This is a genomic window from Zunongwangia endophytica, assembly GCF_030409505.1.
Classification (GTDB): domain Bacteria; phylum Bacteroidota; class Bacteroidia; order Flavobacteriales; family Flavobacteriaceae; genus Zunongwangia; species Zunongwangia endophytica.
Map to the genome: position 1 here is coordinate 4,034,368 of NZ_JAUFPZ010000002.1, position 19,683 is coordinate 4,054,050.

The window sequence follows — 19,683 nt, forward strand, 5'->3', positions numbered from 1 at the left end:
ACAATAAAATTATCTGGATTTCTTGAAATATTTGAAAGGAACGAATAACATTCCAAAGTTCTCGCCGTGTTCTTTACCGATGTGCTTATGGTGCATTTTATGCGCTCTTCTTATTCCTTTAGCGTAGGTGCTATTCGCATTTCTAAAAATTTTGAAACGTTGATGAATAAAAATATCATGAACGCTAAAATAAGCGATCCCATAGGCTAAAATTCCTAAGCCGATAGGTAAGGTGTACCAAACATCTTCGTAGCGCCATAAAAGGAAACAACCGATACTCACCGCGGCATAGAAAACGAAAAATAAGTCGTTACGCTCCCACCAGCTGCTATGATCTTTTTGGTGGTGATCTTTATGCAGTTTCCATAGAAAACCGTGCATAATATATTTATGAGTGAACCAGGCCATCCCTTCCATCCCTATAAATGTGGCTAGAAATATTGCGATCCAAAAAATTGTAGTCATAGGTTAAATTTACAAATTATATAAGATTAAGGCGGCATGAAATATAAGATTTTGCCAGCAAGCCTGCTTTTTGGTAATCTGATACTCTAATTCTTTTTGTCTTAATCTCTAAAGATGGTGTTTGCTTAAGTTTGTAAAGTAGTTTTTTATAATAAATGTAGGCGGTGTATACTCCGAATTTTGCTTCGACCGGAAGGTGAATAATTCCGTTTAATCCTTTTCTGAAATCTTCTTCAATTTCATCAATAATCCTTTTTTTACTTTCTTCATCTAATTCATCTAAATTAGTATTTGGAAAATAACTTCGGTTTAAGTCTTCAAAATCGGCTTTTAAATCTCTAAGGAAATTTACTTTCTGAAAAGCAGAACCCAAACTCATCGCCGATTCTTTAAGCTCGTCATACTTTTTCTGGTCTCCCTTTACAAATACTTTTAAACACATTAAACCCACTACATCTGCACTGCCATAAATGTATTCTTTATACTCGCTAACCGTTAAGTAATCTGATTTGTGAAGATCTAGTCGCATACTCTTCATAAAGGCGATATACAATTTCTCGTCGATATCATATTTATGCACCGTTTCCTGAAAAGCATTAAGAATAGGATTTAAACTGATCTTTTGATTTAAAGCTTTATATAAATCTTCTTCAAAATCGTTAAAAAGTACTTCTTTGTCGTATCCATGGAAGCTGTCCACAATTTCGTCTGCAAATCTCACAAAGCCGTAAATGTTGTAAATATCTTGTCGTATAGTAGGTGCTAGCATTTTTGTTGCAGAAGAAAAAGAAGTACTGTAGGCATTGGTAACTTCTTTACTGCACGTTCGCGAGACAACGTCAAAAATAGATTTCATAGCATTAAATTTTATTCTTTTTAATTAGACCTGCGGTTAATTTTCCCGAGATCAATGATGGCGGGACACCAGGGCCGGGTACCGTAAGTTGTCCTGCGAAAAATAGGTTTTTTACTTTCTTACTTTTTAGTTTTGGCCTTAGAAATGCGGTTTGAAGTAAAGTGTTGGCAAGCCCATATGCATTCCCCTTGTAAGAGTTATAAGCTTCTTTGAAATCATTTACACAAAAAGACTCTTTAAATATAATATTATTTCTAACACTTTGATTTGTTAGACTTTCAAATCTCGTTATAATTTTATTGAAATACTTTTCCCTAAGTTCTGGTGTATCTTCGATATCTGGCGCAAGCGGTATTAAGAATATTCCGGCTTCATTTCCTTCGGGAGCAATATTTTTATCTGTTACTGAAGGAAAGCTTGCGTAAAACAATGGATCTTTTGGCCATTTAGGATTATCGTAGATATTTTGAGCATGTACATCAAAATCGGTATCAAAGAATAAACTATGATGTACACTATTTTCGAGTCTTTTGTCAAAGCCTACGTAAAACAATAAGGCAGAAGGTGCAAAAGTTCGATTTTCCCAATACTTTTCAGAATACTGTCTAGACGATTTTGGTAATAATTGTTCGCTATGATGATAATCGGCACCACTTAGAACGATATCGCTTGCTATAAATTCATCATTTACATAAAGACCATTTGCAGTATTATCTTCGACAGCAATTTGCGTTACATTGGCATTTGTTTGAATTTTAACGCCTAATTCTTCAGCAAGGGATTGGATACCTTTTATAACTTCATACATTCCGCCTTTAGGATGCCATGTTCCCAAACCAAAATCAGCATAATTCATAAAACTATAAAAAGACGGAGTGGCAGTAGGTTTTGCTCCTAAAAATAACACCGGAAATTCAAGAATCTTAATTAAGTTTTGATTGTTGAACTCTTTACGAACCTTATTTGATATGGTGCTGAAAAATTGTCCAATTCTAGTAGCAGTCTCGGGAGTAACTAGTTCTAATGGGGAAACACCAGGTCGATAAACTACATCTTTTATGGCAATATCATAATTTTCCTGCGCTTCTTTGATAAACTTTTTCAAGGCTTTAGAGCTTCCAGCTTCTTCCTTTTCAAAAGCGGCATATATTTTTTCAAGACTATCTTCAATACTTATATAATGTCCTTTTTCAAAATAAACACGATAGGCAGGATTCAGCTTAATAAGCGTATAAAAGTCTTCAGGTTTTTTACCAAAATCAGCAAAAAAACGTTCAAAGACATCTGGCATCCAATACCAGGTAGGTCCAATATCGAATGTGAAACCATCTTTTTTCAATTGTCTGGCTCGGCCGCCAACTTCAGCATTTTTCTCATAAATGGTAATATCGTAACCATCTTTTGCCAGGTAACATGAAGCTGCTAAAGAAGCAAATCCAGATCCTATTATGGCAATTTTTTGCTTCATGTTATAGGGTTTTAATGAAGTTATTTAATTCTCTATAAATTTTTACATTTTCGGGTAAAGACATTTCTTTAATGTTGTTTATTTTATGTCCAAATAAATTAAGCTCATATTGTCGATTTTCGCATATAATTTCCTGAAACTCCTTGATAAAATCTTCTATATCTAAAGGAGCTATAGTGCAATAACTTAAGAACTTTACATTAGGATAGCGATCTATTAAAAATTTCATATTAGAAAGCGGCAAACTTGGCCCAAGAAATATGGTTTGGTATCCAGCATGCAATAGTAAATATTGAATATACAGAATGCTTAAATCATGGATTTCGTTCTCTGGAAGGAATAATATAAAAAGATCTTCTTTTGTCGGATTTTTTGAAGCTTTTATATCGGCCAGATTTAGATATAATTTTTGTTTAATTAAATCAACAATATAATGTTCGTGTATAGGCTTTATAGTGTCGGTTTGCCATAACAGTCCTACTTCGTTGAGAAGAGGAAGAAAGATATCACTAAAAATGGATCTAAAACTCTTTTTCTTATGTAATGCATCGTATGTTTGGTTGAAAAGGTTTTCGTCAAAGTTCATCATCGCCATCTTAAATTGATTGATAGCCCGATTTTCTTCGCTTATGCTTGAAGTAATTCTATGCACCATTCCTGAAATTTCTTCTTCTGTAAGTTTAGAAATTCGAGAAATTTTATAACCATTTTCGTTAAGAAAAGCGATATTTAGAATCTTTTGTAGACAAGAACTGTCATACATCCTGATATTGGTCTCTGTACGCTTAGGGTTTAAAATATTATAGCGCTTTTCCCACATTCTAATAGTGTGCGCCTTTATGCCACTAAGGTTTTCCAGATCTTTTATACTAAAGCTTTGTTTGATTAATTCCATATACACTATGATACTAAACAAATCTAAGTAAAACATCCCGGTAGAAAATACAGGGAAAAGTTAAAATGTTTAACCGGTGCGTTAATTGATTAAACAAAATCAAATTTTTCATGAGAATTTATGAAATACAGAAGTAATCTTTAAATACTAATCCCAAATCCCATCTGTAGTTTTGAAGTATATTCGTGCGTATTTAGAGGAGTTTTACTGTCGAAATAATAATCGTAAATAGTAAAGATCCTAAACCAGCGACTTAGCGGAAAATCAAATCTAAACTGTTCCAGGATGCGATAGTCATCCAGATCTTGATATAAAGGCTGGTAGTAAAAGGTATTCGTAATTGTGAAATTTCTAGATTGGGAAGTATAGGAAAGGCTGAAATAAGTACTGTTTCTATGATTATAGCTTGTAGTGCCGGTATTGTCGCTGTATTCCATTTCGTACATATAGCTATTCCCTAAATGCCCGGTAAAATGCTCGCGATTAATCCAATTAATTCTTAATCCTGCACCAATTAAATTTCTTTGACGTACCACCAGTAATTCGTTATACTGGCCCTGTATAAAACCCTCCAATTTCAAGAGTTTGCTTAGGCTATAATTAAACCGACCATGTAAAAACCAAGAGTTTTGTAAATTTCCATCGTCAGAATCTATATAATTATAATTCCCTACAAATAGATAGGTTTTGTTTAGATCTTTTGAGCGTAGCTGAGTGGTGGCTGCAGCTTCAATCTGATTTACCGTCACGCCGTCGTTGTTAGAATGATCAAAACCAAAATCGGCATTTAATACAAAGCGGGTAGAATCAGATTGTATGCGTTTGGTTTCTATATTTACCAGTTGTGCACTTAACAAACAAGGAGTAACTAATAAGAAGAATAAAAATAAATTTTTAAACATAAGATAATTTAAAATCAGGCAAATGTAATAGCTTTCTTTAATTGGAAACTACAATATAAGATTAGAATTTTAATTATTCAGATGAAAACTTGAAAGGTGGTAAGCATTCGGAAAAACACAATAACTGAGAGCTTATGCTTTATGAATATGAAATTAAATAAGATTATAGATATTGAAAGTTAAATCGTACCGTTGACTAAATATTGACTAAAATTGCGGTAATTAACTTTAAATGAAGAGAATGTAGGTTAATATGTGCCCAGGATGGGAGTCGAACCCATACGCCCTAATGGACACATGGCCCTCAACCATGCCTGTCTACCAATTCCAGCACCTGGGCAAATGCGCCATTAAAAATAACGGGCCTTTGTGTTCAAAAAATTGTAAGAACTATAAAATAAAAAGTGATCTGGCTGGGGCTCGAACCCAGGACCCTCTCCTTAAAAGGGAGATGCTCTACCAACTGAGCTACCAGATCAAATTTAAATTTTATAAAATAAGAACATTTATGTGATCTGGCTGGGGCTCGAACCCAGGACCCTCTCCTTAAAAGGGAGATGCTCTACCAACTGAGCTACCAGATCATTAAATAAGCACTCATCTTTTTTGCGAATGCGGGTGCAAATATATAATCTATTTTTTATTTTTCAAGCTTATTTTAATATAAATTTGCTTTTCGTAGAAATTAACTTAAAAAAAACAGCTACAACATGAAAATTTTCCTGAATGGTTACATGGGATGCGGTAAGTCTTATATAGGTGAAAAACTTTCTGAATCAATGGATTATCCTTTCGTAGATATGGATAGTCAGATAGAAATTATGGAGGGGAGGACGATTCATGAAATTTTTCAAAAAAAAGGAGAATTATATTTCAGAAAACTCGAAAATGAAGTATTAAAGGATATTTTGGCTTCGAAATCTGATATGGTTATCTCTTTAGGAGGAGGAACTCCATGCTACGGAAATAACTTTGATCTCATAAAAGAGGATAGTGAAAGCCGAACGGTTTACTTAAAAGCTTCCGTAGAAGTATTAACCGAGCGTTTGTTTTTAGAGAAAGTACATCGACCGGTTATTAGTCATTTGGAAACTAAAGAGCAGTTAGAAGAGTTTATTAGGAAGCATTTGTTCGAGCGTGCTTTTTATTACAACCAATCTAAAATTATTGTGGATGTAGATCATGCTACATCCACAGAGATTCTTGAAAAAATGAATGCTAAACTGACCTAAATTAGCTCTGCTCTATCATCTCCTTTCTCGAAGGTTACTCTTACCATTTCGTTTAAGGAGGTGGAAAGTGAGATTCCTTTAAAATCGGCTTTTACAGGGTATTTTTTGTGATTACGGTCTACAAGTACTGCCGTTTTAAATTGCTTCAGTGGAACGTCTAAGAAATGCCTTACACCGTAAATTAAAGTGGTGCCCGAGTTTAATACATCGTCAATCAAGATTATGGACTTATGGCTGTAGTCTTCAGAAAGAATAGAAGTGGTTACTTTATTTCTAGGACTTTTTTTGTTGACATGAACTTCGCACAGAACAATTTTGAAAGGAGATATTTTTTCAAGTTCTTCTTGAATTCTTTTAGCGAATTTAAATCCTTTTCGGGCGATACCGGCTAGTACAATTTCTTCTTCGTCGATATTACTTTCGTAAATCTGAAATGCTATTCTTTTGATTTTCTGGGCAATTTCAATATTGTTTAAAATCTGAACTCTTTCTTTCATTTTAAAAAGTCTTAGGTAGTTTGGTCTTTGTTTTCTTTATCATCGGCATTTTCAAACCAATCGTCTATATCTCTTCGGTCTTTTTTGGTTGGTCGTCCTGTGCCTTTTTTTCTGTAATAATCTTTAGAATATTTTAGAAGATCCTGTTTTTCAAAAGCTTCTTTTGGGGTGTGATCCTGTACGTAAATATTCACGAGTTTGGCTCCAACTCGGCTCTTTGGAAGGTCTAAAACTTCAATTTCGTAGTTTATTTGATTCTTCCTAACAACCAGTCTATCGCCAGGGAAAATATCCTTAGAGGGTTTAACATTGCTGGTATTCATTTTTACCTTACCCTGCTTGCAGGCATTTGTTGCTATGCTTCGGGTTTTAAAGTACCGCACGCTCCATAAAAATTTATCAACTCTCATAATAAATGGTCCTTAAAACTGTTCTATTATCATAAACAAAAATACAAGATTATTGTATCTTGCGCCCTTAAAAACGAGACAATGCGATTGAATAAATACTTTTTAGCCGGAATTACTGTGGCTAGCCTTTCTTTTACCAGCTGTAATGACGACGACGATAATAATAGAACTATTCCTCAAGAGGAACTTAGAGATGAGACAGATCAAGCTTTAAAAGAAGATGACAGTATTATCGAATATCTACAAACGCATTTTTATAATTACGAAGAATTTGATAGCCCAAGTGAAGATTTCGACTATCAGATAGATATTGATACAATAGCTGGTGATAATAGTGATAAAGAACCAATTTGGGGTTCAGATAATTTGACCACAAAGGTTGTAAAGTATCAGGTAAATGAAACTGAACTGGATTATAATCTTTACATTCTAAAAGTAAGAGAAGGAGCAGGAGAGCAACCTCATTTTTCAGATTCTACTTTTGTACGTTACAAAGGCGAACTTCTTTCTTCAGATGTATTTGATAGTAGTATCAACTCGCCGGTGTGGTTTGATTTGGTAGGCTTTATTTATACAGATATCGGAAACAACGGGCAACAGGTTTTAAGGCAAAGTCCAGGAACAGTACCTGCATTTCGAGAAGCTTTAACGGAATTTAAATCAGCGTCTAACTATACTGTGAATGCAGATAATACCATTAATTGGTCGCAGGATTACGGAGTAGGAGCTTTATTTGCTCCATCTGGTTTGGGATATTTTAATAGTACAACGGCTGGACCTTCTTATAGCCCGCTTGTTTTTACCTTTCATCTCCTGAACGTTAATGAAGCCGATCATGATGGTGATGGCGTACCTAGCTGGATGGAAGATATAAATGGTAATCGAAATTTATATGATGATGATACCGATGGTGATGGTTTGCCAAACTTCTCTGATAGTGATGATGACGGTGATGGTTTATTAACCAGGAGAGAAATTATTATTAATACTGACGGTACTATTACTTTACCAGACACCAATAATAACGGAACTGTGAATTACTTGGATCCAGATTATTTTCAACCTGTAGGTGAGGATGAAGACTAGATCTTAAACCGATAAATAAAAAAAGCTCCTTCTTTAGGAGCTTTTTATAATTATATAAATGACATTTAGAGCGCTATAGATAAACTCAAAATCCATTGTGAAGGTCTAGAGTCTATAGAAAAATTATTGTCTGCAGCTTCGTTAAATGCAGTGTTATCCGTAAAAGCACCTTCATAGCGAACATCAATACCTAAACTACCAAGATTTAATCCTGCGCCTAATTGATAACCCACGGTAACATCTTTATCAACATTCCCTATTTTGAATGTTCCGTCTTCTATTTCGTTATTGGTGATGTACTGGAATGATGGACCTGCTTTAATATTTAGCGGACCTAAAATATTGACACCTAATAATACCGGTAAATCAATTTTATCTAGATTATAGTCGAAAGCTCCATAATCGGTAGTCAATTTAGTGTAAACAAGTTCTGGCTGAATAAAAACTCCTGAAATTTCAAATTTTCCAAACACACCAAAGTGATATCCAGCTTTGGATTCACCATCTTTCAAATCTGGGAAATCCTCTCTCGCTTCAGAAAATCCATTAATATCTCCCGTAGATCCATAATTTAATCCACCTTTTATTCCAAACTCTGACGACTGTGCCCATACCCCGGTTGATGCTAAACACAGCATAATGATTAAAATTTTCTTCATAATAATAGTTTTAGTTTCTATATCGAACGCAAAATAAGTCCTTAAATTTTGGCAGAAAATAACAAAGCCCTTTAAAATGAATTTAAAAGGCTTTGTTTTATAAAAGTTTAACGCTTTTTAAGCTTTTATTGGCCCGCCAAAAGGTTTAATCCATATGGCTTTGCCTCGAAACAGAAAATTTGTTTCTAACGAATATCTCGTGAACTCGCCCCGAGGTAGTTTACTTACGTTTAATAACTTTTTCTGAAGCTGCGATTATCGCGTCAGCGTTAAGTCCGTATTTCTCCATTAGTTGCTCAGGAGTACCACTTTCTCCGAAAGTATCTTTAGTTGCAACAAACTCTTGTGGAGCTGGTTGGTGCTCTGCCAAAGTTCTGGCAACACTTTCTCCTAAACCACCAAGGAAGTTATGCTCTTCAGCAGAAACTACGCATCCTGTTTTCTTAACCGATTTAATGATCGCTTCTTCATCAAGAGGTTTGATAGTATGTATATTAATAATTTCAGCACTAATGCCTTTTTCAGCTAAAGCTTCACCAGCTTGTATAGCTTCCCATACTAAGTGACCAGTGGCAATAATGGTAACATCTGTACCTTCATTCAGCATAATCGCTTTCCCGATTTCGAATTTTTGATCCTCAGGAGTGAATATTGGCACTTTTGGACGTCCAAAACGTAAGTATACCGGTCCTTCATGTTCAGCAATAGCAATAGTTGCTGCTTTGGTTTGGTTGTAGTCACACGGATTGATAACTGTCATTCCCGGTAACATTTTCATTAAACCAATGTCTTCAAGAATCTGGTGGGTAGCACCATCTTCTCCAAGCGTTAGACCAGCGTGAGAAGCACAAATTTTTACGTTCTTATTAGAATATGCAATAGATTGTCTAATTTGGTCGTAAACACGGCCTGTAGAAAAGTTTGCAAATGTTCCAGTAAATGGGATGTATCCACCAATAGTAAATCCGGCAGCCATGCCCATCATGTTCGCTTCTGCAATTCCTGTTTGGAAAAAACGATCTGGATTGGCTTCAATGAAATCAGCCATTTTTAAAGAAGGAGTAAGGTCGGCACAAAGAGCAACAACCTTTTCATTGGTTCTACCAAGCTCTGCCAGCCCGGCACCAAAACCACTTCTAGTATCTTGTTTTTCTGTATATGTATATTTTTTCATTGTATTCTTTTTTGGGAAAACGAGTTTAGTAATCGCCTAAAGTTTCCGGGTTTTGTGCCAGTGCACTTTCTAATTGTTCATCGTTTGGAGCTTTACCGTGCCATTCGTGCGTATGCATCATAAAATCAACACCATTACCCATTACGGTTGTCATTAGCACACAAACAGGTTTTCCTTTACCGGTATGTTCTTTAGCCTCGTTAAGTCCTTCGATTACTTTTTCGATATCATTTCCTTCAGCAATTTCTAAAACATCCCATCCAAAAGCTTCAAATTTAGCTCTAAGATCGCCCATGTTAAGAACAGTATCTGTACTACCATCAATTTGTTGGCCGTTTACATCTACTGTAGAAATTAGGTTATCCACACCATTTGCACCGGCATACATGATAGCTTCCCAGTTTTGTCCTTCCTGTAATTCTCCATCACCGTGCAAAGAAAAAACTAAATGACTGTCTTTATTCAATGTTTTAGCTTGTGCTGCACCCAAAGCTATAGACATTCCCTGTCCTAAAGATCCAGAGGCAATTCTAATTCCTGGAAGCCCCTCGTGAGTAGTTGGGTGACCTTGCAGGCGAGAATCGATCATTCTAAACGTGCTTAACTCTTCTACTGGAAAGTACCCGCTACGTGCTAGAACGCTATAGAAAACTGGGGAAATGTGACCATTGGAAAGGAAAAATAAGTCCTCACCAACCCCGTCCATATTAAAGCTAGGATCGTGCTCTAAAATCTCTTGATAAAGCGCTACAAAAAATTCTGTACAGCCAAGAGATCCTCCCGGGTGGCCAGAGCTTACTTTATGAACTTGTCTTACAATATCCCTGCGTACCTGGGTAGCAAAACTTTTTAATTCTTCAATGTTTGCCATTTATATAGTTATTGTTGTGAATATTTATTGCTAAAATAAGTCAATAATATGCTTTCTCAAAACGAAAGCGTATGAGTATTATTATAAGTGTTAAATTTACACTTTATTTTTGAAATATCATAATCCTTTAATTTGCAGAAATGTTAAGTATCTTTGCACCCATTAAATTTTTATATGGAATTTGAACTTTTAAAGACCGATCCCGCCAGTAAAGCCCGGGCCGGTAAAATCACCACAGATCACGGTGTTATAGAAACACCTATTTTTATGCCTGTGGGTACTGTTGCATCGGTAAAAGGAGTGCACCAAACAGAATTAAAACAGGAAATAAATCCTGATATTATATTAGGGAATACCTATCATCTTTATTTGAGGCCACAAACCGAAATTCTAAAAAAAGCCGGCGGCCTTCATAAATTTATGAACTGGGATCGCAATATTCTTACCGATAGTGGTGGCTATCAGGTATATTCCCTTTCAGAAAGAAGAAAAATAAAAGAAGAAGGCGTAAAGTTTAAATCTCATATCGACGGGTCTTATCATGTTTTTACGCCAGAGAACGTTATGGAGATTCAGCGTGAAATTGGTGCTGATATCATTATGGCTTTTGATGAGTGTACACCATATCCTTGTGATTACAATTACGCTAAGCGATCTATGCATATGACGCATCGTTGGCTGGATCGTTGTATTAAGCATTTTGGCGATACTCCACCACTTTACGGATATAACCAAACCTTATTTCCAATTGTACAGGGAAGTACTTATAAAGATCTAAGAAAGCAATCTGCGGAATATATCGCTTCTAGAAATTCGGAAGGGAATGCGATTGGAGGATTATCGGTAGGCGAGCCTGCGGAAGAAATGTACGCAATGACTGAAGTAGTTACTGAAATTCTTCCTGAAGAAAAACCGCGCTATCTTATGGGAGTGGGGACGCCGATTAATATTTTAGAAAATATTGCGTTAGGTATAGATATGTTTGATTGCGTAATGCCAACCAGGAATGCTAGAAACGGAATGTTGTTTACGGCACATGGTACTATAAATATTAAAAACAGAAAATGGGTAGACGACTTTTCGCCAATCGACGAGATGGGAATCACCTTTGTAGATACGGAATATTCTAAAGCATACGTTCGTCACTTATTTAGCGTTAATGAAATGCTTGGCAAGCAAATTGCAACAATTCATAACCTTGGTTTTTATCTTTGGTTGGTACGCGAGGCTAGAAAGCATATTTTAGCAGGAGATTTTAGAGTCTGGAAAGATATGATGGTAAAACAGATGGATAAAAGATTATAAAAAGATCATAGTTTGAAAATTTTAGACTGGTATATTTTAAAGCGCTATTTAGGAACATTCAGTATGATGTTGTTATTGTTTATCCCCATCGGGATAACTGTAAATCTTGCTGAAAAAATAGATAAGATTCTTGATAATGAAGTTCCTTTTGTTGAAGTAGCCGAATATTATCTGAATTTCACGATCTATTTCGCAAATCTTTTATTTCCGCTTTTTTTATTCCTATCTATTATATGGTTTACCTCAAAATTGGCTAATAATACAGAGGTTATTGCTTTTTTAAGTAGCGGTGTTTCTTTTTATCGATTTTTAAGACCTTATCTAATAGGTGCGACAATTGTTTGTATCGCTGCTTTAGGATTAAGCATGTTTCTTGCGCCTAAAGCAAGTAAGGGATTTAACGAATTTAAGTATGAATATCTAAAAAGAGGGCATGAAACCCAAGAAACCAAAGACGTTTATCGTCAGGTTAATGATAATGAGGTGATCTACGCAAGCCATTTTAGACCAAAAACGCATACAGCTAGTAATTTTACTTTAGAACATTTTGAAGGTAATGAGATGAAGTTTAAAATTAGTGCTTCCAGATTGAAATTTAATACAGAAGATTCTACCTATACTTTATCCAATGTCGATAAAAGAGTAGTAGGTAAAAATGGAGATATAATTACAAAGCAAACCATCTTAGATACTGTTTTGCCATTCGAGTTTGATGAGCTAACACCAGAAACCTATATTGCAGAAACGCTTAACTTTTCAGAATTAAAAGAATTTATAGATAAAGAAAGTAGGCGAGGATCGGGGAATATGAATATGTATCTAGTGGCTGCTTACAAGCGAGTAAGTATTCCTGTTTCAGCATTTATTCTTACAATTATTGCCGTGGCTGTTTCTTCAATGAAGCGGCGCGGCGGAATGGGAATTAATCTTGCAGTAGGAATTTCTCTAGCCTTCCTTTTTATCTTTTTTGATAAAATATTTGGTACAATTGCCGAGCAATCAACATTTTCACCATTACTTGCAGTATGGATTCCTAATATTTCTTTTGGGATATTAGCAGTCTTTCTTTTGTTAAAAGCGAAACGTTAATAAAAATAATTGAGCAAAGGCTTTAATTCTTCGATTTAAAGTTTGTTATATTTGTAGGCTCAAAATAAAACAACCATAGCTACTTATGGAATATTTAGACTTTGAATTACCGATTAAAGAACTTGAAGAGCAGTACGATCGCGCCTGTAATATTGGCGAAGAGAGTGAAGTTGATGTGACTGCTACCTGCAAGCAAATCGAGAAAAAATTAAAGGAAAAGAAGAAAGAGATTTATAAAAATCTTACGGCTTGGCAACGTGTACAATTGTCAAGACATCCTAATCGTCCCTACACCCTGGATTATATAAATGCTATCTGTGGAGATACGTTTTTAGAACTGCATGGAGATCGTAGTGTAAAAGACGATAAAGCCATGATTGGTGGTCTTGGTAAAATTGGCGATCAAAGTTTTATGTTTGTTGGTCAACAAAAAGGATACAATACCAAAACTCGCCAGTATCGAAATTTCGGGATGGCAAATCCAGAAGGCTATCGTAAGGCTTTACGTTTAATGAGATCTGCTGAAAAATTTAATCTACCTGTAGTTTGCTTCGTAGATACTCCAGGAGCTTATCCTGGTTTAGAGGCAGAAGAAAGAGGACAGGGCGAAGCGATTGCTCGTAATATTTTAGAAATGACTCGCCTTAGTGTTCCAATTATCGTAGTGATTATTGGTGAAGGTGCCAGTGGAGGAGCCTTAGGAATAGGTGTAGGTAACAAGGTTTTAATGTTAGAAAACACTTGGTACTCTGTAATTTCTCCAGAGTCTTGTTCTTCGATTTTATGGAGAAGCTGGGAATATAAAGAAACCGCTGCAGAAGCTTTAAAACTTACTGCTGAAGACATGAAAAAGCAAAAGCTTATCGACGAGATTGTAAAGGAACCACTAGGTGGTGCACATAGCGATCGTGAGGGAGCTTTTAAAGAAGTAGAAAAATCTATTTTAGGTGCTTTTGAAGAACTTAAAAACTTATCAAAGGAAGATTTGATAAGCTCAAGAATGGATAAATATTTGGACATGGGAGTCTACAAAGACTAACCGGTTCATTATCATAGGATACTAGAAGAATCCGAAACATCTGTTTCGGATTTTTTTGGCCTTATCAACAAAAAAATAAAGTTTTCAACAACCAGATTGTTCATTACTAGTGAACTAGAAAATTCTAATTTCTTAAGCTCTAGTGGGCAAATTGGTTACTTTCGTGCTATGGAAAAAACCGCAACATCTAAAGGATATAATAATCAAAACACTAATGTCATTAGTCTGGAAAAAGGAAAGATTCCTCCACAGGCTGTTGATTTAGAGGAGGTTGTGCTTGGTGCTATGATGATCGATAAGAAAGGTGTAGACGAGATCATCGATATTTTACATCCCGATGCGTTTTATAAAAATTCGCATAAACTGATTTATGAGGCTATTTTCAAACTTTTTGAAAATACCGAGGCAATCGACTTATTAACCGTTTCTAATCAACTTAAGAAAGATGGAAACTTCGAGAAAGCTGGTGGGGATTATTATTTAATTCAGCTTACACAAAGAGTATCATCTTCGGCGCATATCGAATTTCATGCGCGTATCATTCTTCAGAAATATATACAGCGTAGTTTAATAAAAATTTCTGCGGAAATTATTGAAGAAGCCTACGATGAAAGTGTAGATGTTTTTGATCTTTTAGATTCTGCTGAAGCTAAACTCTACGAGGTTACCCAGGGAAATATTAAAAAATCAACCGAATCTGCGCAAAGTCTGGTAATACAGGCAAAAAGTAGAATTCAGGAAATTTCAAATAAAGAAGGGCTTAGTGGTGTGCCTTCAGGATTTGATAAATTAGACGAACTAACTTCAGGATGGCAACCTTCAGATTTAATTATTGTTGCAGCACGTCCTGGTATGGGGAAAACGGCACTTACCTTGTCGATGGCGAGAAACATCTCTGTTGGGCAAGGAATTCCTGTTGCCTTTTTCTCTTTAGAGATGTCTTCAGTACAGTTAATTACGCGTTTAATTTCTTCGGAAACAGGACTTTCTTCAGAAAAATTAAGAACAGGGAATCTAGAAAAACACGAATGGGAACAGCTTAACGTAAAGGTAAAAGATCTTGAAAAGGCGCCGCTTTTTATCGACGATACTCCTTCTTTATCAATATTTGACCTTAGGGCAAAAGCGCGTCGATTAGCCTCCCAATTCGGTATTAAACTGATAGTGATCGATTACTTGCAGTTAATGACCGCCGGTGGAACGCAAAAAGGAGGAAACCGTGAACAGGAAATTTCTACGATTTCGCGAAACCTTAAAGCGCTGGCAAAAGAATTGAGTGTTCCGGTAATTGCACTTTCTCAGCTTTCTCGTGCGGTAGAAACGCGCGGAGGTAGTAAACGACCTTTACTGTCTGACCTTAGGGAATCTGGAGCGATCGAGCAGGATGCCGATATTGTATCGTTTATTTACCGTCCAGAATATTATAAAATTGAAGAGTGGGATGATGAAGAACGCTCTCCGACCGAAGGACAAGGTGAATTTATCGTCGCGAAACACCGTAATGGTGGTTTAGAAAATATCCGACTTAAATTTATTGGTCATCTTGGTAAATTTGATAACTTAGAAGACTTTGATTCGCCATTCGAATTCCATTCTAAAATGAATGATGGTGATGATAATAACGAATTTGGAAGTGCAAATCTTCCTAGCCCAAGTGCCAATGAAGCATTTGGAAGTTCGATGAATGATTTTAATCAGGATGATGATAGTGACGTGCCGTTCTAAATTAAGAAATACTATAAAAAATAACCAAAGACAGTTTAAAGCTTTTATGCTTTTTACTGTCTTTTTCTTTTTAGGAAGTTCAGGTTTTGCGAATAAGATTTTGGTTCCTATGGATCCGAATGGGCAGCAAAATCACCTTAAAGCTTACGGAATAACTTATTTTGCTTTGGAAAATCAGATAAGAGCACAATGGTTGTTAAATTATCGTGGTGGTTCTTTTCTTTTTGATGCTGAAGAAAGCATACAGCGAGAATGTAAGATTAGGGGTGTTTCTTTTGAAATCTTAACCGATAATGATGCTAAAGCAATATTGGATGAAATTTCGAGTCCTTCTAAAAACCTAGAAAGCGTAATTTTAGAAAAGGCACCAAAAATTGCGGTGTATTCTCCGCAAGGAAATAAACCATGGGACGATGCGGTAACTATGGCCTTAACTTATGCTGAAATTCCTTACGAAACCATTTACGATACGGAAGTTTTAAGCGATGCTCTCGTTTTGTACGATTGGTTGCACTTGCACCATGAAGATTTTACAGGGCAATACGGGAAATTTTACAGAGCTTATCGAACCACACCTTGGTACATTGAGGATAAAAAAAATGCTGAAGCACTAGCCGCCAATTTGGGTTACGATAAAGTTTCAGAAGAGAAGCTTGCTGTAGCATTAAAAATTGGAGATTATGTAGTTGGGGGCGGATTTATGTTCGCTATGTGTAGTGCTACCGACAGTTTTGATATCGCACTTGCTGCTGAAAATACAGATATTGCCGAGCCAATGTTTGATGGAGATCCAAGTGATCCCGGTTATCAATCAAAATTGGATTTTACAAGTTCTTTCGCTTTTACCGATTTTGTTCTGGAAAGAAGTCCGATGGTTTATGAATTTTCTTCTATAGATATGACTGCTAAGCGAGCGGTGCCTATGGAGAAAGATTACTTTACCTTGATGGATTATTCGGCAAAATGGGATGTAATTCCTACAATGTTAACCCAAAATCATACAAGATTAGTAAAAGGCTTCATGGGGCAAACTACAGCTTATAATCCCGAAAATATAAAAGCTAATGTATTGGTAATGGGAGAGAATAAAGTGAATGGCGAAGCAAGATATATCCACGGAGTAAAAGGGAAAGGTTTCTTTACGTTTTACGGAGGTCACGATCCAGAAGATTATCAACATAGGGTAGGGGATCCTAAAACCGAGCTAGAATTGCATCCAAATTCTCCCGGTTATCGATTAATACTGAATAATGTATTATTTCCCGCAGCTAAGAAGAAAAAGAAGAAGACATAAGTGGATATAATATATTTTTCTGCTTATTTAATTATAAAAAATAGAGTATGAAGACATTTCAGAAACAAATAGCATTGAAGTCTAAATCCAGAGGCTTCCATTTAGTAACTGACGAAATTATAGATCAGTTTCCTGAGATTGGTGAAATTAAGCAAGGAATTTTTCAGGTTTTTATAAAGCACACTTCCGCAGGATTAACGATCAATGAAAATGCAGATCCTACAGTACGAGATGATTTTGAAAGTCATATCAATAAAATGGTGCCAGAAGACCAGCCATACTATCGTCACACTTTTGAAGGATCAGACGATATGCCAGCGCATATTAAAGCCTCACTAATGGGAACTTCAGTACAAATTCCTGTTACCGATGGAAAATTGAATTTGGGAACCTGGCAGGGAATTTATTTATGTGAACATAGAAATCACGGCGGATCAAGAAAATTGGTTTTGACCGTTATGGGATCCTAGTGATTGGAAAGAAATTAGAAAAAAAGCCTGGCATCACCAGGCTTTTTTTAATTGATATGTTCATCTAAAAAATCGACAAAAATTTTAATAATTTCTGGTTGTACCCAATAGGAGCCACCATGTTCTGCATTCTTCACGATATATTTTTTTGCTGATATGCCGCTTTCCTTAAGAGCATCATATAAATAAGAACTCTGGCTGGGAGATACAATTTGATCCTTATCTCCGTGCATAATTAAGAAAGGAGGGGTGTCTGCAGAAATGTAAACCGCAGGATCGCTTTTTTGTATAAGCTTAGATAAATCATCCTGAGGATCGTCGAAAGGTGGAATTCCGTTTAGAAATAGAGCTTCAGATGATGCCGCAGATTCATGTTTCTTCTGAGTTTCTTCTGAAAAATCTTTAGCGATGTTCCCCAAATTGGATACACCGTAAAGGTCGATTATTGCATTTACACTGCTATCTTCTTCTAAAAAATCACCTAAATCAAAACTCGTATGTTCGTTGGTAGTACCAGTAAGCGCTGCCAAATAGCCGCCGGCTGAAGCTCCCATCACCGCGATTTTATTTCGTGATAATCCATATTTTTCAGCATTGGCTTTTAAAAAACGAATGGCACTTTTAACATCCACCAGCGCATCGGGAAATTTACCCGAAGGAACCGTTCTGTACTCGATGCTAGCTACCAAATATCCTGCTTCTGCTAACGCTAATCGCTGTTGTATCGAACTTTCTTTATGGGAGCGTATAAATCCGCCACCCGGGATATATAAAACTGCGGGTAGCTTTCTATCTACACGTGGTTTTAAAATATCCATTTTCAGATTAATCGATCTGTCAGTTAAGCGACCTATAGGCTGAGAATACGTGATATTTTCATAAGCGGCTACTTCAACTTTTTGGTTATCTATTTCAAGAATTTCATCTGTGTTTGTAGTCATGCTTTTTTTTGACAAATTAACTTTAAACTCAAAAACGAGCTGATAACGAAATTTTAAATTTTATGGATTCAATATTAAACTTTTCAGAAATTATCTTAATCCAAAGTAACTTTTAAAGGAGATGCAATGATTTTAGACTGTTTCTCTAACATTTGTTGCCATTCTTTCTTATTAGCAACATCTCCGCTTTTTTCCCAAGCAAAACCAGCATAGTAGGTAAAGGTGTCTTTTGGTTGGGTAGTGATTAATAAGTTGCTTTGATCGGGAATATCACTTTTATAGGCGAAAGCAGAATCGATTGCTTTAGGTGCTATAACGATTCCTTCACCCACATTAGCATCATCAATTTGTTCCCAATGCATAATCCAGCCTTCTTCTTTATTAATTTCATATTCCCCATTGTTATCGTGTAAAGTTATACCGGTTGCATAGTTTGGAATGCTATCATCGGCTTGTAAGTATATTTCAAATTTAGAAAAGTGGTCGCCTAATGCTAAGCTTATTCTTTTAGTTTCCTTTACGTTATAAGGTCCCCAAGGATCGTAACTTAATTCGAATACGGTTTTTAAAGGACCGCTTGCGATGGTTTTATATTCCATAAAATTTTGAGACACGTAAAGACTGTCATCTTCAAAAACGCCTATACCGCCTAAACCGCGGCTTTTTCCCACATGGTATGGATCATAACCCTCACCATGATCTATATGATAATATCCGGGATTTTTAACATGCTCAGCATACCATTTATTAATTATCGGTTTTTCGGTTCTTTTTAACCAGATATCAATTCCGCTAGAAAGGGTGCTGCCGGCAACTCCTTCTAAAGCTTCTTTTTGCCCCGTAGGGCCGTAGGTTCTAAATGCAATTTTATCATTCTCCCAAGCGTAATCATCAGTTCTTTCAGGGACGAATCTTGAGTAGGCTTCGGCTTCTTTTTTAGCGGTTGTAAGCGTACTATCGTTTACTAATTGGTATTTAGAAGAAGCATTAGGCCCAATTTGGGCTTGAAACAGAAATTCCTTCGGAGTACCATCTTCATCATAATCTATCCACTGTGTTCTTAAAACCTGTCCCGAGCTATCTTTGATATGGATGTTTTCTAAGGAATAATCTTTAAATTTTGAAAGTATTTTTTCAGCATCAAAACTTACAATTTCAGTTCTTTTGAAATCTAGATCGTTTGTAACTTTTATTGAAACTTGATTTTCTTCATTTTTATCAGATTTGCATCCAGTGGCTAAAAGAAGACCAAGTATGGTAGTGGTAATTAGTTTATTCATTTTGTTGAGGTTTAGATTAGGATTT

General features: G+C 35.9%; 20 protein-coding genes and 3 tRNA genes. 8 read left to right on the forward strand and 15 right to left on the reverse strand.

Features of this window, described 5'->3' with window-relative positions; all coding sequences use genetic code 11:
• Positions 1 to 9 precede the first annotated feature (9 nt).
• The 8 genes from QWY91_RS17695 to QWY91_RS17730 all read right to left on the reverse strand — a co-directional run bounded on the left by QWY91_RS17695 (position 10) and on the right by QWY91_RS17730 (position 5,170).
• On the reverse strand, positions 10 to 465 hold the full coding sequence (locus tag QWY91_RS17695) for a sterol desaturase family protein (RefSeq protein ID WP_290236835.1): 456 nt from the start codon (positions 463 to 465) through the stop codon (positions 10 to 12).
• Between the two features lie 16 nt (positions 466 to 481).
• Complete coding sequence (locus QWY91_RS17700) at positions 482 to 1,321, reverse strand: phytoene/squalene synthase family protein (RefSeq protein ID WP_290236836.1); 840 nt, start codon at positions 1,319 to 1,321, stop codon at positions 482 to 484.
• A 4-nt stretch (positions 1,322 to 1,325) separates the two neighbouring features.
• Complete coding sequence (gene crtID / locus QWY91_RS17705; protein WP_290236837.1) at positions 1,326 to 2,789, reverse strand: bifunctional phytoene desaturase/3,4-desaturase; 1,464 nt, start codon at positions 2,787 to 2,789, stop codon at positions 1,326 to 1,328.
• 1 nt (position 2,790) lies between these two features.
• Positions 2,791 to 3,684 (reverse strand): MerR family transcriptional regulator, encoded by an 894-nt coding sequence (locus QWY91_RS17710; RefSeq protein ID WP_290236838.1) that lies wholly within the window; start codon positions 3,682 to 3,684, stop codon positions 2,791 to 2,793.
• Positions 3,685 to 3,824: 140 nt separating this feature from the next.
• Positions 3,825 to 4,586 carry a DUF481 domain-containing protein gene (locus QWY91_RS17715; protein WP_290236839.1) on the reverse strand — a complete coding sequence of 254 codons (762 nt, stop codon included), beginning with the start codon at positions 4,584 to 4,586 and terminating at the stop codon, positions 3,825 to 3,827.
• A gap of 256 nt (positions 4,587 to 4,842) precedes the next feature.
• Positions 4,843 to 4,926 (reverse strand) — tRNA-Leu (locus QWY91_RS17720).
• Positions 4,927 to 4,991: 65 nt separating this feature from the next.
• Positions 4,992 to 5,064 (reverse strand) — tRNA-Lys (locus QWY91_RS17725).
• A gap of 33 nt (positions 5,065 to 5,097) precedes the next feature.
• Positions 5,098 to 5,170, reverse strand: a tRNA-Lys gene (locus QWY91_RS17730).
• A gap of 126 nt (positions 5,171 to 5,296) precedes the next feature.
• Here QWY91_RS17730 and QWY91_RS17735 point away from each other — a divergent pair.
• A complete protein-coding gene (locus tag QWY91_RS17735; protein WP_290236840.1) occupies positions 5,297 to 5,818 on the forward strand; it encodes a shikimate kinase in 522 nt (173 codons plus the stop codon).
• Here QWY91_RS17735 and QWY91_RS17740 read toward each other — a convergent pair.
• Together QWY91_RS17740 and QWY91_RS17745 are read right to left on the reverse strand one after the other, a co-directional pair.
• The gene (locus QWY91_RS17740) at positions 5,815 to 6,315 is read right to left on the reverse strand and encodes a phosphoribosyltransferase family protein (protein WP_290236841.1); all 501 of its coding nucleotides are present in this window, start codon (positions 6,313 to 6,315) and stop codon (positions 5,815 to 5,817) included. The genes QWY91_RS17735 and QWY91_RS17740 overlap by 4 nt on opposite strands.
• Before the next feature lie 11 nt (positions 6,316 to 6,326).
• Entirely contained in the window at positions 6,327 to 6,725 is a 399-nt protein-coding gene (locus QWY91_RS17745; protein WP_290236842.1) for an RNA-binding S4 domain-containing protein, read from the reverse strand.
• An 81-nt stretch (positions 6,726 to 6,806) separates the two neighbouring features.
• On the opposite strand from QWY91_RS17745, the gene QWY91_RS17750 reads away from it, so the two are divergent.
• On the forward strand, positions 6,807 to 7,811 hold the full coding sequence (locus tag QWY91_RS17750) for an FKBP-type peptidyl-prolyl cis-trans isomerase (protein ID WP_290236843.1): 1,005 nt from the start codon (positions 6,807 to 6,809) through the stop codon (positions 7,809 to 7,811).
• A 65-nt stretch (positions 7,812 to 7,876) separates the two neighbouring features.
• On the opposite strand, the gene QWY91_RS17755 is transcribed toward QWY91_RS17750, so the two are convergent.
• The 3 genes from QWY91_RS17755 to QWY91_RS17765 form a co-directional block, all read right to left on the reverse strand.
• Entirely contained in the window at positions 7,877 to 8,470 is a 594-nt protein-coding gene (locus tag QWY91_RS17755; RefSeq protein ID WP_290236844.1) for an outer membrane beta-barrel protein, read from the reverse strand.
• Between the two features lie 220 nt (positions 8,471 to 8,690).
• Entirely contained in the window at positions 8,691 to 9,644 is a 954-nt protein-coding gene (locus QWY91_RS17760) for a transketolase family protein (RefSeq protein ID WP_290236845.1), read from the reverse strand.
• Between the two features lie 25 nt (positions 9,645 to 9,669).
• Positions 9,670 to 10,515, reverse strand: a complete 846-nt coding sequence (locus QWY91_RS17765; protein ID WP_290236846.1) for a transketolase — start codon at positions 10,513 to 10,515, stop codon at positions 9,670 to 9,672.
• Between the two features lie 174 nt (positions 10,516 to 10,689).
• Between QWY91_RS17765 and tgt the strand changes: the two genes are divergently transcribed.
• The 6 genes from tgt to QWY91_RS17795 all read left to right on the forward strand — a co-directional run bounded on the left by tgt (position 10,690) and on the right by QWY91_RS17795 (position 17,437).
• A complete protein-coding gene (tgt, locus tag QWY91_RS17770; protein WP_290236847.1) occupies positions 10,690 to 11,820 on the forward strand; it encodes a tRNA guanosine(34) transglycosylase Tgt in 1,131 nt (376 codons plus the stop codon).
• A 12-nt stretch (positions 11,821 to 11,832) separates the two neighbouring features.
• On the forward strand, positions 11,833 to 12,909 hold the full coding sequence (locus QWY91_RS17775) for an LptF/LptG family permease (protein WP_290236848.1): 1,077 nt from the start codon (positions 11,833 to 11,835) through the stop codon (positions 12,907 to 12,909).
• Between the two features lie 85 nt (positions 12,910 to 12,994).
• The gene (locus tag QWY91_RS17780; RefSeq protein WP_290236849.1) at positions 12,995 to 13,948 is read left to right on the forward strand and encodes an acetyl-CoA carboxylase carboxyltransferase subunit alpha; all 954 of its coding nucleotides are present in this window, start codon (positions 12,995 to 12,997) and stop codon (positions 13,946 to 13,948) included.
• A 168-nt stretch (positions 13,949 to 14,116) separates the two neighbouring features.
• A complete protein-coding gene (dnaB, locus tag QWY91_RS17785; RefSeq protein ID WP_290236850.1) occupies positions 14,117 to 15,673 on the forward strand; it encodes a replicative DNA helicase in 1,557 nt (518 codons plus the stop codon).
• A 46-nt stretch (positions 15,674 to 15,719) separates the two neighbouring features.
• Positions 15,720 to 16,967 (forward strand): asparagine synthetase B, encoded by a 1,248-nt coding sequence (locus tag QWY91_RS17790; RefSeq protein WP_290236851.1) that lies wholly within the window; start codon positions 15,720 to 15,722, stop codon positions 16,965 to 16,967.
• Between the two features lie 47 nt (positions 16,968 to 17,014).
• Positions 17,015 to 17,437: a secondary thiamine-phosphate synthase enzyme YjbQ gene (locus QWY91_RS17795; protein ID WP_290236852.1), complete on the forward strand. Its 423-nt coding sequence runs from the start codon at positions 17,015 to 17,017 to the stop codon at positions 17,435 to 17,437.
• Between the two features lie 47 nt (positions 17,438 to 17,484).
• On the opposite strand, the gene QWY91_RS17800 is transcribed toward QWY91_RS17795, so the two are convergent.
• Together QWY91_RS17800 and QWY91_RS17805 are read right to left on the reverse strand one after the other, a co-directional pair.
• The gene (locus tag QWY91_RS17800; protein WP_290236853.1) at positions 17,485 to 18,378 is read right to left on the reverse strand and encodes an alpha/beta hydrolase; all 894 of its coding nucleotides are present in this window, start codon (positions 18,376 to 18,378) and stop codon (positions 17,485 to 17,487) included.
• Positions 18,379 to 18,473: 95 nt separating this feature from the next.
• On the reverse strand, positions 18,474 to 19,658 hold the full coding sequence (locus QWY91_RS17805) for a BT3233 family polysaccharide utilization protein (RefSeq protein WP_290236854.1): 1,185 nt from the start codon (positions 19,656 to 19,658) through the stop codon (positions 18,474 to 18,476).
• Positions 19,659 to 19,683 lie beyond the last annotated feature (25 nt).